Source organism: Streptomyces milbemycinicus (assembly GCF_002154605.1).
GTDB lineage: Bacteria > Actinomycetota > Actinomycetes > Streptomycetales > Streptomycetaceae > Streptomyces > Streptomyces milbemycinicus.
This window is the reverse complement of sequence record NZ_MUNE01000271.1, coordinates 1-13,289: the sequence shown is the minus strand read 5'-3', so window position 1 is coordinate 13,289 and position 13,289 is coordinate 1. Positions and strand designations below refer to the sequence as shown.

Below are 13,289 nucleotides of genomic sequence, written 5' to 3'. Positions count from 1 at the left end.
CCTCCCAGGCCGGGTCGACGAGTCCGCTGAAGCCGTCCCATACGGCGGCCGCCACCGACGCCGCCCCCACGCGCATGTTGCTGTTGCACGGGCTGGCCGGTGGCGCCGCCGTATGGGACGGCTTCAGCGGACTCGTCGACCCGGCCTGGGAGGTGTGGGCGGCCGATCTCCCCTGGAGCGGATTCTCGCGGCCCGGCTGGCCGGACCGCCCGGTCACCCACTGGGTGGCGGAGGCCGTGGCCCGGGTGCCCGGCGGGCCCGATGTGATCGCCGGCCACTCCTTCGGGGCCGCCGCGCTGCTCTCCTGGCTGGCCGAGGCCGACGCCGAGGGACAAGCGCCTGCCGGGGTCATTCTCGTCTCCCCCTTCTATCGGGCGCGCAAGCACGACTTCGACTGGGCCACGCTGTCGTTCTACGTCAACAACTTCGACCAGATCCTCGAAGACGGCCTGCGGGTCAGCGCCGGTGACCGGCTGTCCCCCGACGTACGGCGCCAGATGGCGCTGAAGGTCCGCGAACACGTCGGCCCGTACGGCTGGATGCGCTTCTTCGAGACGTATCTGGCGACCCCTCGGCTGCCGGTCGAGCGCCTGCGGACCCCGTTCCTCATCGTCAGCGGGGAGCGGGATGCGGCTGCCCCGCCCGCCGAGGCCATGGGGCTGGCAAAGGCGCTGCCCGACGCCGATGTGCGCGTGCTCACCGACGTCGGGCACTTCCCGATGATCGAGGGCGCCGACGAGTTTTCGGAAGCGGTCAACGGCTTCCTCCGCACTATTGCCGCCCGGCACCCCCGGCCGGGCGAAGCCCTTTCTGTTCCCGATGGAGTACACCTGATGACAGCTGCGGTCGCGCCGACATTGACCAAGGCCCTGCTCGCCGATACCACCACCGTGCGGCTGCGCCCCCGCTATGAGGGCTCCAATATCTGCACCTGGATCGGTTTCAAGCACGTCAACTACCTCGTGGAAGAGGCCGTGCTGGTCCACTTCGCGCACTGCGGGGTGCCGGCCCGGCTGCTGTACGAGGAGTACGGGCTCGGCCTGGACATCGTCGGCCTGGACAGCCGCATCCTGCACGCGTTCCACATGGACGACGAGGCGGAGGCGGAGGTGGTGCCGGACACCTCGGCCGACGACGGCACCCTCGGCTTCCGGGTGACCATTCGCGTCGACCGCGACGATTCGACGCTCAAGGCCGTCACCTCCAAGGTGCGTGTCTCGCTGCGTACGGACACCTATCTCGACCCGCCCGTCGAGGCGCCCGAGGAGCTCGCCCCCTTCACCGTCGGCCGGCTCGGCGGGCACGAGGGCGCGGCGGAGGCGGCCGGGGCCTGTGTGGCGGCGGACGCGGTGCTGGCGGCGGGCGGGGACGAGGCGGCGGTGCTGGCGGCCCTGACCGAGGGCCGTAACGCCTACGCCTGGAAGTGGAACATCACCTACCCCTACTGCCACTTCACCGAGCGCCTTCAGATGTCCGGCTATCTGCGGCTCATGGAGGAGGCCAAGGACCGCTTCGTCCTCGACCGCGGTATATCCATCAAGACCCTGCTGGACGACCGCAAGTGGATACCCGTCGTCCCGCACTCCGTGATCCGCGTCGTCGACGAGGCGCTGATGGAGGAAGACCTCTACACGGTCTACACCGTGGAGGAGATCTTCAAGGACTTCACCTACACCTCCCGCATGGACTGCTACGTCATCCGCGACGGCAAGCTCACGCTCACCGCGACCGGCCGGATCGTGCACGGCTACGCGGTGATCGAGAACCGCCGCGACTGGCATCTGGTCCCCTTCGACCAGCGGGTGCTGAGCGCGCTCGGCGGAAAGTCCGCGGCGCCCGGAAAGCCCGGCGGCAGCTGATGTCCGCCGACACCACCGACGTACTGGTCACCGGCCTGGGCGCGCTGAGCTGTGTGGGCTCGGGCACCGGCGCCCTGTGGCGGGGCATGCACACCGCGCGCAGCGCGCCGACGCGGGTGCCCGATCCGCTCGCGCATATGGACCATCCGCATATGTATCTGGTGCCGGAGGCCGATCTGCCGGTCGGGACGGAGGAGTTGGACGGGCTGCCGCTGGGGCGCGCATCCCAGTTCGCCATCGAGGCGGCGCGCGAGGCGGTCGAGAGCGCGGGGCTGGCCGGGCTGGCCGGGGTGGACCCGCGCCGGGTGGCCGTCGCGATCAGCAGCGGTATGGGCGACTCCGATCTGCACGAGCGGCGGCGCGCCGGCGAGCCCGCCAAGCACGACCGCTGGGCGCCGGTCTTCCCGGTCGCCTCGGCGGTCGGCGCATGGCTCGGCGCGCAGGGCGCCAACACCAGCCTCAGCAACGCCTGCGCCGCCAGTGGCTACGCCCTGTCCGTCGCCGCCGATCTGATCCGCTCCGGCGAGNNCTCGCCGGCGGCACCGAGGCGTACTCCCGCACCGCGCTGGCCTGCTTCAACCGGCTGGGCGCGATCGACCCCGAGCGGTGCCGCCCGTTCGCCGCCGACCGGCGCGGGACGATCTTCGGCGAGGGCGCCGCCGTACTGGTCCTGGAGTCGGCGGCGCATGCACGCGCACGGGGCGTGAAGACGGTCTACGCACGCCTGGCGGGCACCGGCTGGAGCTGCGACGCGTACCACGCGACCGCGCCCGAGCCCGGCGGCGCACAGATCGAGCGCGCGATGCGCGAGGCCCTGCGGGAGGCGGACCCGGCCCTCGACACGGACGCCGATACAGCCCCCGGGGCGGCTGGGACCGGCCCGCTCGGGTTTGTCGTGCCGCACGGCACCGGCACCGAGCTCAACGACGTCGTGGAGGCCCGGGCGCTGTCCAACGTGCTCGGCGAGGCCGCCCCGCTCACCCCGCTCTACAGCGTCAAGGCGCTGCTCGGCCACACCGGCGGCGCGGCGGGCGCCTTCGCGGCGCTGGCCGCCGTACTCGTACTGCACCACAAGACGCTCCCGCCGAACGTGCCCGTGGGCCCGCTCGACCCCGAGTGCGAGGTGCCGCTGCCCGCCGAGCCGACCCCCATGACCGCGCCCTACGGCCTGGTCAACGCCTACGCCTTCGGTGGCAACAACGTCTCGCTCGTGCTCCAGGAGGCGTCCTCATGACCGCTGAACTGATCGTGTCGGGCGTCGGGACGGTGCGCCCCGAGGGGTTCGACTTCAAGACCGCGCTCGGCCGCCGCGGCTACAAGTACCTGCCCACCGCCTCCCAGTACTTCCTCGCCGCCGCCAAACGGGCCCTGGCCGACATCGGGCAGGACGACACCCTGGAGGCGGTCGACGCAGAGCGCCGCGCCGCCGCCGTCGGCACCAACAGCGCGGCCGCCTCACTGCACGACGCGATGGACCGTACGGTCATGGAGACCGGCGCCGCCGATCTGAGCCCGGTCCTCGCCCCGTACTTCTCCATCAACCTCTTCGGCAGCCGCCTGGCGATGGAGCATGAGCTCAAGGGCTTCAACGTCACCTTCGTCAGCCCCCGGGTCGCCGGTCTCGAAGCCATCGAGACCGGTCAGCGCGCCCTCGCCGCCGGCCGGGCCGGCTGGCTGCTGGCCGGGGCCACCGAGCAGGTACTGGCCGAGGGCGAGCCGGGGGCGGACACCTCCGAGGCCGGGGCGGTCGCCCTGGTGCTGGAGCCGGCGGCGGCCGTCGCGGCGCGCGGCGGGCGGGCGTACGGCCGGGTGGCGGTCCGCTCGTTCTTCCTGCCGCCCGCCTTGGCCGCCGGTGCGCACGGCGCGGAGCGCGCCCGGGTACTGGTCGACGGTGCGCTCGAAGTACTGGGCCATGTCCCTGACGGCCCGCTGCCCATCACGGCCGTACTCGACGACTCCCCGGTGGGCGAGGCCTTCGCGGCGGCGCTGGGGGAGCGGGCCGAGCGCGTGCGCGCGGGCGCCGGCTGTCTGGAGCCGGTGGCGCGGGTCGCCGCCGCCCTGGCGGACAGGTCGGGCCCGGCGCGACTGGTGCTCACCGCGGCGGCGGAGGGGAACGCCGCCGTGTGCCTGGTCACTCCCGGCGGCCCCGATACGGGAGTTGGAACAAGGCCCGAAACACAAGCCGAAACACAAGCCGAAACACAAGCCGAAGCACGAGCGGAAGCACGAGCGGAAGAAGGCGGAGGGTGAGCGGCTGATGATCACATCACTCAAGGGCTCCTGGTGCCTGATCCTGGGCGCGTCCAGCGGCATGGGCCTGGCCACCGCCCAGGAACTGGCGCGCGAGGGCGTCAACATCCTGGGCGTGCACTTCGACACCGCGGAGGGGCAGGACAAGGCCGCCGTCGCGCGCGAGGAGCTGTGCGCCCACGGCGTCCAGGCGCACTTCTTCAACGCCAACGCGGCCTCCGCCAGAACCCGGGAGGAACTGCTGCCGCAGTTCACCGAACTGACCGGCGAGTCCGGCGTCAGGATCCTGGTGCACTCCCTCGCCTTCGGCACCCTGCTGCCCTTCGTCGCACCCGAGGGCGAACCGGGTGTGACCTCCCGCCAGATGAACATGACGCTCGACGTGATGGCCCACTCCCTCGTCTACTGGACGCAGGACCTGTTCACCGCGGGCCTGCTGCGCGAGGGCGCGAAGGTGTACGCGATGACCAGCGCGGGCGGCGCCCGCGTCATGCCCAGCTACGGCGCCGTGTCCGCGGCCAAGTCCGCGCTGGAGTCGCATGTCCGCCAGCTCGCCATGGAGCTGGCCCCCTCCGGTATCGCCGTCAACGCGCTGCGCGCCGGGGTGACCGTGACCCCGTCCATGGAGCGCATTCCGGACAGCGCCCGGCTCGCCGAGTACGCGCGCGGGCTCAATCCGCACCACAGGCTGACCCGGCCCGAGGACGTCGCCGAAGCCATCTCCCTGCTCTCCCGCACCGACTCCTCCTGGATCACCGGCAATGTGATCGGGGTCGACGGCGGCGAAATCCTGACCTGATTCCACTCTGTAGGCCGAGGACCGACGATGACCAGTGCAGACACCGGCGGCGCAGCGCCGCGGCGGCCGGGCGGCGCCCTGCGCGCCCCCGCGGCGCCGCTGCTGGGCATCGTCGGCGCGGCCAAGCACGCGTATCAGCTCTACCACCCCCCGCTGCCCGCCGGCCGCGCCCGCACCCCGGCCGACAAGGGGCTGCCCCTGCTCCACAAGACCGTGGTGGCCTCCTTCGACGGCGTTCCGCTGCGCGCCTGGGTGGTGCCGGGCGCCGGGCCGCACACCGTGATCGTGTGCCACGGCATGGGCCGCACCAAGTCCATGGCGCTCGGCCATATCGAACTGCTGCACCGGGCGGGCCACCACGTCATCGCGTACGACATGCGCAATCACGGGGACAGCGGCGCGGACCGGGCGCTGGGCCGCATGGCCGAGCGCTACACCAGCGATCTGCGGGATGTGCTCCACGCCACCGCCGCCGACCCCCGGCTGCGCGGCGGCGCGATCGCCCTGTACGGGTTCTCCTTCTCGACCTGGCCCGCGCTCCAGGTGGTGCGCCGCTCCCGGGTGCCGGTGGCCGCCGTGATCGCGGACAGCGGCCCGGCGTACGACGTCCCGGCCGGGCTGCGCCACTTCGCCGCGCTGCGCGGGCGGACCCTGCCGCCCTGGCTGCGCGGGCCGCTCACGTTCGCCGCCTACGAGCGCGCCTTCGAGTTCTTCGCGATGCGGATGCTGCGCCTGACCGACTGGCCGCCGGACCTGTCCGCGTACGACACCCGGCTGATGTTCATCGTCAGCGCCGACGACACCTTCGTCCGCCCCGACGCCGTCGCGCGGACCGCCCGCCACTACCCCGGCGCCGAGCACTGGACGGCGGCCGGGGCCCCGCATATGCGGGGGCTGCGGTTCGACGCGGCGGAGTACGAGAAGCGGGTCCTCGGCTTCCTGGCCGAGGCGTTCGACGCGTCCGAGGGGGCCATGGGGGGTGGGCGACCATGACCGACCATCTGCTCGTCGAGAGCGGCGGGGCGGAGTCCGGGCCCGCCTGTGAGCGGTTCGTCGGCGACGCCGTACGGCTGCTCCAGGACGGCCACCGGGTGGTGCTGTTCCTCGTCGAGAACGGGGTGACCGCCGCCGTGCCCGGCGCCTCGCCCCGCGTCGCCACCTTTCTGCGGGACGGCGGCGAGCTGTGGGTGGACACCTTCTCGGCCGCCCAGCGCGCCCTCCCCGCCGAGGATCTGCTGCCCGGATCCCGCCTCGCGGACATGGACGAGGTGGCGGACCGGCTGCTGGAGCCCCGCTTACGGGCGGTGTGGCACTGATGGCCTGGTCGCCGCCCCCCACCGACGTACTGCTGCAACTCCTCGGCGCCCCGCACCAGACCGAACTCGTCAGCTCCGCCCTGCGGCTGACGACCGCGCTGCTCGGCAAGGGCGCCCGGGTCCAGGTGTGGGCCTGCGGCGATGCCACCCGGCTGACCTGGACGGGCCTCGGCGAGACCAAGCCGCGCAACTACGGCGACTGGGACCGGGAGTACCCCTCCGCCACCCGGATCGTGCGCGAGCTGCTGACCGACCACCCGGACCGCCTCTACTGGTACGTCTGCGCCTTCTGCGCCGAGGAGCGGGGCACCGCCGACCAGATCCCGCAGGTGCGCAGGCGGCCCATGTTCAAGTACGCCGAGCACGTGGCCGTGGCCGGCAAGTGCCTGTCCCTGGGGGTGCACTGACCATGCCCGAGACGACGACGGCGCGCTGGCTGGTGATGATCGAACGGGCCTATCGGGGCGCGGTCGAGCGGCAGTTCGCCGACGTACTGTCCCTGATCACCGAGTTGCACCGGCAGAGCGGCGGCACCGATCTCGCCCTGCGCGGACTCGCCGCCAGCTACGCCCTGACCACCGACTACGAACCGGCATTGCGCATCGGCGGCCGCACCCTCGACACCCTCCCCGACCCGCGCGCCACAGTGCGCGACATCCTCGCCGCGGGCGTGACCGTACTGGTCGAGGAGCCCGACCTCACCACGCTCGGCCGCACCGCCGCGGACCGGCTGCTGCCCGGCGTACGGGTCGTCGAAGGAGGCGGACTGGCCGCCCGCTGGTCCTCGTACGAACAGGTGTGGTTCCTGTGACCGGGCCCGAGAGCAAGAGCGCCGCCCACCCGCACACTGCCCCAGCCCCTACCGAAGGAGTGCACGGATCCATGGTCTTCGCCACCGCCACCAGCGGCCCGGTCATCTCCGCCTGGGCCGCCATATCTCCGCTCGGCCTGCACGGGGCGGACTTCGCCACCGGGCTGCGCTCCGGCCGCAGGGCCGGCAAGCCGCTGGACCCCGAGGAGTGGTCGGTGCCCTTCCACGAGGCCTGCCTCGTGCCGGACTTCCACGTCAAGCAGATCCTGGGCCGCAAGGGCACCCGCTCCATGGACCGGGCCACCGGCCTGGCCGTGACCGCCATCGGCCAACTGCTCACCGACGAGCGGCCCGAACGCCTCCCCGGCGTGGGCGAGGACACCGGCGTGGCGCTGGGCACCAGCACCGGAAGCGCCCAGTCCATCATGGACTTCACCCGCGACTCCCTGGTCGGCGAGCGCCCCTTCTTCGTGGACCCGGCCCGGTTCCCCAACACGGTCATGAACTGCGCGGCCGGGCAGACCGCCATCTGGCACGGGTTCAAGGGCCCCAACACCACCATCGCGGGCGGCCGCGCCACCGGGCTGCTCACCCTCCAGTACGCGCTGCGGCTGCAGCGCGCCGGGCGGGCCACCACCGTGCTGTGCGGGGCCGTCGAGGAGTTCTCCTCCGCCCGCGCCTGGCTGGAGTGGCACTCCCGCGCCGACGGCGACACCGCGGCCGTACTCGGCGAGGGCGCGGCGGTGTGGCTGCTGGAGCCGGACGCGGCCGCGCGCGAACACGGGCGCGTCGGCCTGGTCGAGGTGGCCGGCCTCGAATTCGGCTTCGCCGGCGACCCCGACGGCGGCGCCGGGCGGGCCCGTACAGTGCTCGCCGACGTGGTACGGCGGCTGCTGGACCGTACGGGCGTGGAGCCCGGCGAGATCTGGGCGGTCGCCGATTCGCAGGCGCCGGGCGCGGAGGGGGAGGCGGAGCGCGCCGCCCTCGCGGAGGTGCTGGCCGGCCATGAGCCGCTGCGGATATCGGCCGCCGACTCCATCGGGGACACCTACGCCGCCTCGGCGGCCTTCCAGATCACCGCCGTGCTGGCGCTCGCCGAGCGGTCGGACACCGCCCCCGGCAGCCTGGCCCTGGTCACCTCGGTGGACCGGGACGGCGTGGTCGGCGCGGCCCTCCTCCGGGCCCGGCCACAAGCGACCACGTAACACGCGCGGGACCACCGTGAGGAGCTGGTTGAGATGAGACACGACGACAGAGCGAGCACAGAGAACAGCGCGAGCACAGACAGCGGGAACGCCCGTACCGCCCTTGTCTTCCCGGGCCAGGGCGCCCAGAAGCAGGGCATGGGCGAGGTCTGGCGGGAGGCCGAGTCCTGGCCGCTGGTCGCCGGGATCTCCGAGCACACCGGAGTGGACGTCGAGGACCTGCTGCTGAAGGCCGACGACGAGACGCTGCGCCGCACCGATCTGGCCCAGATCGCCGTGTTCACCACCGAAGTGCTCGCCCATCGCGAGGCGGCAGCGGCCGGCGTGCTGGGCGAGGTGGTCGCGTGCGCGGGGCACAGCCTGGGTGAGTACACCGCGCTGTACGCGGCGGGGGCGCTGTCGCTCGCCGACGCCGCGCGTCTGGTCGCCGCCCGAGGCCGCGCCATGCGCGTCTGCGCCGAGCGGTCGCCGGGCACCATGGCCGCGGTGGTCCGCCTGGCCGCGGAGACCGTGGAGGCGCTGGCCGCGCGGGCCCAGGAGGCGGGCGAGGAGCTGTGGGTCGCCAACGTCAACGCGCCCGGCGCCATCGTCGTCTCGGGCACCGCCGACGGCGTGGCGCGGCTCGGCGAGTCGGCCGTCGAGAGCGGCGGCAAGGTGATCCCGCTCAAGGTCGGCGGCGCCTTCCACAGCCCGCGCATGGCGGATGCGGCGGCCGAACTGGAGGCGGCGCTGACGGCCGTGGAGTTCGCCGCCGAGCACATGCCCGTCGTCGCCAACGTGGACGCCCGCGCGTACGCCGACGGCGGTCGGTGGCGGGAGCTGGAGCTGCGTCAGCTCACCAGCCCGGTGCGCTGGGAGGAGTGCGTCCGCACGCTCGCCGGTGAGCTCGGCTGCACCCGTTTCGTGGAGCTCGGCCCCGGCCGCCAGCTGACCGGGATGATCCGCCGGATCGCCAAGGACGCGGCGACCGTCCCGGTCGACTCGTCCGCCGCCCTCGCCAAGCTGACCGCGCCTTCCGACTGAGACGCCCGACTGCGACGCCCGACTGAGACGCCCGACTAGAACCGCGAGGAGAACACCCATGGCAGACACCGCCGCCGCCCTGGACCTGGAGGAGCTGCGCGCCTTCGTCGCCGACGTCCTCGACGTCGAGGAGGAGGAGGTCACCGACGACGCCGACTTCGTGGCGGAGCTGGGCGTCGACTCCCTCATGGCCCTGGAGGTCATGGTCGTCCTGGAGAAGAAGTACTCGGTGAAGCTCCAGGAGCAGGAGATGAAGGAGATCACCTGTCTCAGCAACGTCTATGACCTGCTGGCCTCGAAACTGGAGAAGTGAGGTGCTGACGACAACCGCGTGCGGACCGGTCGACGGCACCATCGAGGTCGTCGACCCCGGGGCCCCGGGCGGCCGCCCGGCCCGGACCAGGGTCCACATCGACGCGAACGAGCGGGTGTTCGCCGGACACTTCCCCGGCTTCCCCGTCTTCCCCGGCGTCTGCGTGGTCGAGTACGCCCACCGCGGCGCGCTGGCCACGCTCCCCGAGCCCGGCGAGCACTGGACCCTGGCGGCCGTCGAATCGTCCCGGTTCACCAGCCCGGTCTTCCCCGGCGACCTGCTGAGCTGCGATATCACCTGGTCGCGGGGGACCGGGCCGCGGGAGGCAGGGGCCTGGCGCTGCCGGGTGGCCGTGTCCACCGGGCGGGGGCCCGTCGCGCTCGTACGGCTGCGCTACGCCCGCGACGGCGGCGGGCAGCGGGAAGCCGCCGTGGCCGAGCGCACCGCCGAAGCGGCGCCCGCGGTCCAGGAGCACCGGACGGAGCACCGGACGGAGCACCGTACGGTGATCACGACCAGCGAGATCAGGCGGGTGCTGCCGCACCGCTACCCCATGCTGCTGATCGACCGGGTCACCGAGCTGGTGCCCGGCGGCCGTGCCACCGGTCTCAAGGCGGTGACCTGCAACGAGCCCTGGTACGAAGGGGTGCGGGACAAGGCCGCCGACGAGGACTACCACTACCCGTGGACGGCCCTGATCGAGTCCTGGTGCCATGTCGCCGGAGTGCTGGTCGCCCACGACCAGCCGAACCCCGATGTGCTCAGCGGTCAGGTCATGCTGCTGGGCGGTATCACCGACGCCACACCGCTGCGCCCGGCCGTCCCCGGTGACCTCGTCGAGCACCGCGTACGGCTGTCCCGCCAGGTCGGCGAGACCTTCATGTTCGAGGGCGAGAGCCGGATCGGGGACGAGACCGCCCTGACGGTCGGCCGACTGGTGATGACCATGCGCCCCGCCGCGGCCCTGACGGACGCGGTCCCCACGGGAGGTGAGTGACCGGATGCCGAGTACGGACGAGACGAAGCCCACGAAGCCCACGCCACCCACGAAGGCCACGCCACCCACGACGCGCCGCGTCGCGCTGGTCTCCGGCGGTTCGCGCGGCATCGGCCGCGCCACGGTGCTGCGGCTGGCCCGGGACGGCTTCGACGTCGCGTTCTGCTACCAGTCCAGCCCGGACGCCGCCCGCAGCCTGGAGAAGGAGGCCGAGGAGCTGGGCGGCGGGCGGGTGATCGGCAGTCAGGCGGACGTCTCCGACGCCGACTCGGTGCGCGAGCTGGTCGCCTTCGCGCAGGAGCAGTTGGGCGCCATCGATGTCGCGGTGACCTCGGCGGGCATCACCCAGGACAATCCGCTGCTGCTGATGAAGGACGAGGAGTGGCGGCAGGTGCTGGGCGTGAACCTGGACGGCACGTACCACGTGTGCCGCTCGGTGGTGTTCGAGATGATGAAGCGCAAATCCGGCTGCATCGTCAACATCTCCTCGGTCGCCGGGGTGTACGGAAACGCCACCCAGAGCAATTACGCGGCGTCCAAGGCGGGGATCATCGGATTCACCAAGTCGCTCGCCAAAGAGGTCGGCCGCTACGGCATCCGGGCCAATGTGGTGGCGCCGGGCTTCATCGATACGGATATGACCTCCTCGCTGTCGGAAAGTACGCAGAAGGAGGCGCGTAAGAAGATCCCGCTCGGCCGCTTCGGCCGCCCGGAAGAGGTCGCTGACATGGTCGCGTATCTCATCGGGGCGGAGTATGTGACCGGCGCGGTCTTCGAGGTCGACGGCGGCATCGTCATCTGAGCCGCACGGAACGGAAACGGAACAGAAAGGGGGGATCGGCGATGGCCGGCAGGCGCGGCAAGGTGCCACGCTTCTATTTCAACTTTCGCAGTCCGTACAGCTGGATCGCCTACCGTGATCTGACGGACCGCTATTCGGACGTCGCACAGGCGGTCGAATGGCATCCGTGGTGGGAGCCGGACGCGGACGGTGAACGCCTCATGAAAGAGCACGGCGAGACGTTCCCGTACACCCCGATGACCCGGGAGAAGCACCTCTACATCCTGCAGGACGTACGGCGGCTCGCCCGCGCCCGCGGACTCGACATCAGCTGGCCGCTGGACGAGGACCCGGTGTGGGAGGTGCCGCACCTCGCGTACTTCCTGGCGCTGGAGGCCGGGCACGGCCCCCGGTACATCGAGCGCGTGTACCGGGCGCGCTGGCAGGAAGGGCGCGACATCTGCGATCCGGCGACGGTCGCGGACATCGCCGAGGAACTGGGGCTGCCGGCCGAGCGGCTGGCGGGGGCGGCCGAGGACCGGGAGCTGCGTGAGGGGCCGGGCCTTGCGGCGCTGCTCGCCCTGGGCCGGGACGGGGCGTTCGGCGTCCCGTTCTTCCTGCACGGCTACGACAAGTTCTGGGGGGTGGACCGGCTGCCCGCCTTCGTCGAGTCCGTACGCGCCCGCGCCCGCCCCGAGCCTGTAGAGCCTGGTGGGTCCGGCGGGCTGGACTCCCCCAGCTACCGCTGGGCGGTGCCCCCTGCCGCCGCCCGCTCGGGCGACCAGGGCCATGCCGGGGGCTGCGGCTGACCGCAGACACGACCCGCACGCACCACCCGCACCGCCCATGTGACCGATCCACCCGAGACGACCGAGACGAGACCGCTCTGACTCCCGACGGACACCCCTTCCCTGCACGGAGGACGCAGATGCCCGAGCCACGGCAGAAGTCGGTACGGTATCCCGCGCTGAAGTCCCGCGTCCTGTCGGCCGCGGCGCTGCCGCTGGCCCCGCTGTACGGGGCCTCGCTGGCGTACCGGGCCTTCCATCCGCGCCGGGCACAGGACGACGGGCATCCGCGGGACTACGGCCTGCCCGCCACGGAGCTGAAGATCCCCTTCGCCGCCCGGAAGTATGTCCACGCCTGGCTGTGCCCCGGATCCGAGCAGAAGGTGGTGGTCCTCGGGCACAGCATGGGGATGAGCAAGACGCGCAGCCTCGGTCACGCCAAGTTCCTGCACGACGCGGGCTACACGGTCTGTCTGTTCGACCACCGCAACCACGGGGCCAGCAGCGTCGACCGGGCGCTGCTCGGCCTCGGCGACCGGTTCGCCAGCGACGTCACCGCCGTCGTCTCCCATCTGCGCGGCAGCCAGGGCTACGGCCAGGCCCGGCTGGCCGTCTTCGGCTTCTCCTTCTCCTGTTTCTCGTCCATGTGGGCGCTGACGCATGAGGGGTTCGCCGTGGACGCGCTGGTGTGCGACAGCGGCCCCGGTCATGACGTACCGCCGCTGCTGCGCAAGTACCTGGAGGCCGGGATGTTGCCGGTGCCGGCGCTGCTGAGCGGGGAGCCGTCGCTGTCGGTGGTCAAAGGGGTGCTGTGCTCGCTGGCGCCCGCCCTGGTCCGGGCGCAGTGGCCGCCGCCCGCGACGGGGAAGTTCGCCGAGATACCACTGCTGTTCATGTCGGGGGAGCGGGACGCCATCGTGCCGCCTTCCTCAGTGGACGCGCTCGCTGAGCGTTATGCCCAGGCCGAGACGCATGTCCTGCCGAACGCCGAGCATCTGCTCGGCTTGGAGACCGATCCCGAGGCATATGCGAATGTCGTACTGGATTTCCTCAAGCGGGCCCTGGGGTAGCCACTGACCGTCCTGGACGGACGGTTCTTCTGACAGAGGGAAGAGAGAGCATGCAAAAGGTGCTCATCGCCAATCGT

General features: G+C 72.2%; 15 protein-coding genes and 2 pseudogenes. All 17 read left to right on the top strand.

Translation table 11 applies throughout. From position 1 onward, the window contains the following. Positions 1 to 74 precede the first annotated feature (74 nt). Positions 75 to 674: pseudogene (locus tag CCN51_RS60045) on the top strand (alpha/beta fold hydrolase); the annotation flags it as partial. Between the two features lie 159 nt (positions 675 to 833). Then, positions 834 to 1,859 (top strand): thioesterase family protein, encoded by a 1,026-nt coding sequence (locus tag CCN51_RS60040; RefSeq protein ID WP_043491431.1) that lies wholly within the window; start codon positions 834 to 836, stop codon positions 1,857 to 1,859. After that, positions 1,859 to 2,487 (top strand): annotated as a pseudogene (locus tag CCN51_RS57660) (beta-ketoacyl synthase N-terminal-like domain-containing protein); the annotation flags it as partial. The gene CCN51_RS60040 and the pseudogene CCN51_RS57660, both read left to right, overlap by 1 nt. 75 nt (positions 2,488 to 2,562) lie before the next feature. Further along, on the top strand, positions 2,563 to 3,093 hold the full coding sequence (locus CCN51_RS57655) for a beta-ketoacyl-[acyl-carrier-protein] synthase family protein (protein ID WP_245881666.1): 531 nt from the start codon (positions 2,563 to 2,565) through the stop codon (positions 3,091 to 3,093). Further along, complete coding sequence (locus tag CCN51_RS21970; RefSeq protein ID WP_086859993.1) at positions 3,090 to 4,109, top strand: beta-ketoacyl synthase N-terminal-like domain-containing protein; 1,020 nt, start codon at positions 3,090 to 3,092, stop codon at positions 4,107 to 4,109. The genes CCN51_RS57655 and CCN51_RS21970 overlap by 4 nt, the downstream gene beginning before the upstream one ends. Positions 4,110 to 4,116: 7 nt before the next feature. Next, on the top strand, positions 4,117 to 4,908 hold the full coding sequence (locus CCN51_RS21965; RefSeq protein ID WP_014179319.1) for an SDR family oxidoreductase: 792 nt from the start codon (positions 4,117 to 4,119) through the stop codon (positions 4,906 to 4,908). 27 nt (positions 4,909 to 4,935) lie between these two features. Continuing rightward, positions 4,936 to 5,901 carry an alpha/beta hydrolase gene (locus CCN51_RS21960; protein WP_014179320.1) on the top strand — a complete coding sequence of 322 codons (966 nt, stop codon included), beginning with the start codon at positions 4,936 to 4,938 and terminating at the stop codon, positions 5,899 to 5,901. Next, positions 5,898 to 6,224, top strand: a complete 327-nt coding sequence (locus CCN51_RS21955) for a DsrE family protein (protein WP_014179321.1) — start codon at positions 5,898 to 5,900, stop codon at positions 6,222 to 6,224. The genes CCN51_RS21960 and CCN51_RS21955 overlap by 4 nt, the downstream gene beginning before the upstream one ends. After that, positions 6,224 to 6,631, top strand: coding sequence for a hypothetical protein (locus CCN51_RS21950; RefSeq protein ID WP_043487518.1), 408 nt, complete (start codon positions 6,224 to 6,226; stop codon positions 6,629 to 6,631). Before CCN51_RS21955 ends, CCN51_RS21950 begins: the two co-directional genes overlap by 1 nt. 2 nt (positions 6,632 to 6,633) lie before the next feature. Continuing rightward, positions 6,634 to 7,035, top strand: a complete 402-nt coding sequence (locus CCN51_RS21945; RefSeq protein ID WP_014179323.1) for a hypothetical protein — start codon at positions 6,634 to 6,636, stop codon at positions 7,033 to 7,035. 71 nt (positions 7,036 to 7,106) lie between these two features. Beyond that, complete coding sequence (locus CCN51_RS21940; protein ID WP_014179324.1) at positions 7,107 to 8,240, top strand: beta-ketoacyl synthase N-terminal-like domain-containing protein; 1,134 nt, start codon at positions 7,107 to 7,109, stop codon at positions 8,238 to 8,240. Positions 8,241 to 8,273: 33 nt separating this feature from the next. Next, entirely contained in the window at positions 8,274 to 9,263 is a 990-nt protein-coding gene (locus CCN51_RS21935; protein ID WP_014179325.1) for an ACP S-malonyltransferase, read from the top strand. 58 nt (positions 9,264 to 9,321) lie between these two features. Then, positions 9,322 to 9,576 carry an acyl carrier protein gene (locus CCN51_RS21930; protein WP_014179326.1) on the top strand — a complete coding sequence of 85 codons (255 nt, stop codon included), beginning with the start codon at positions 9,322 to 9,324 and terminating at the stop codon, positions 9,574 to 9,576. Between the two features lies 1 nt (position 9,577). Beyond that, positions 9,578 to 10,573 carry a 3-hydroxyacyl-ACP dehydratase FabZ family protein gene (locus CCN51_RS57650; protein WP_014179327.1) on the top strand — a complete coding sequence of 332 codons (996 nt, stop codon included), beginning with the start codon at positions 9,578 to 9,580 and terminating at the stop codon, positions 10,571 to 10,573. Between the two features lie 4 nt (positions 10,574 to 10,577). After that, positions 10,578 to 11,375 (top strand): 3-oxoacyl-[acyl-carrier-protein] reductase, encoded by a 798-nt coding sequence (fabG, locus tag CCN51_RS21915; protein ID WP_014179328.1) that lies wholly within the window; start codon positions 10,578 to 10,580, stop codon positions 11,373 to 11,375. A 41-nt stretch (positions 11,376 to 11,416) separates the two neighbouring features. Next, entirely contained in the window at positions 11,417 to 12,163 is a 747-nt protein-coding gene (locus tag CCN51_RS21910) for a 2-hydroxychromene-2-carboxylate isomerase (RefSeq protein ID WP_014179329.1), read from the top strand. 119 nt (positions 12,164 to 12,282) lie between these two features. After that, a complete protein-coding gene (locus CCN51_RS21905; RefSeq protein ID WP_014179330.1) occupies positions 12,283 to 13,212 on the top strand; it encodes an alpha/beta hydrolase in 930 nt (309 codons plus the stop codon). The last annotated feature ends 77 nt before the right edge of the window (positions 13,213 to 13,289 follow it).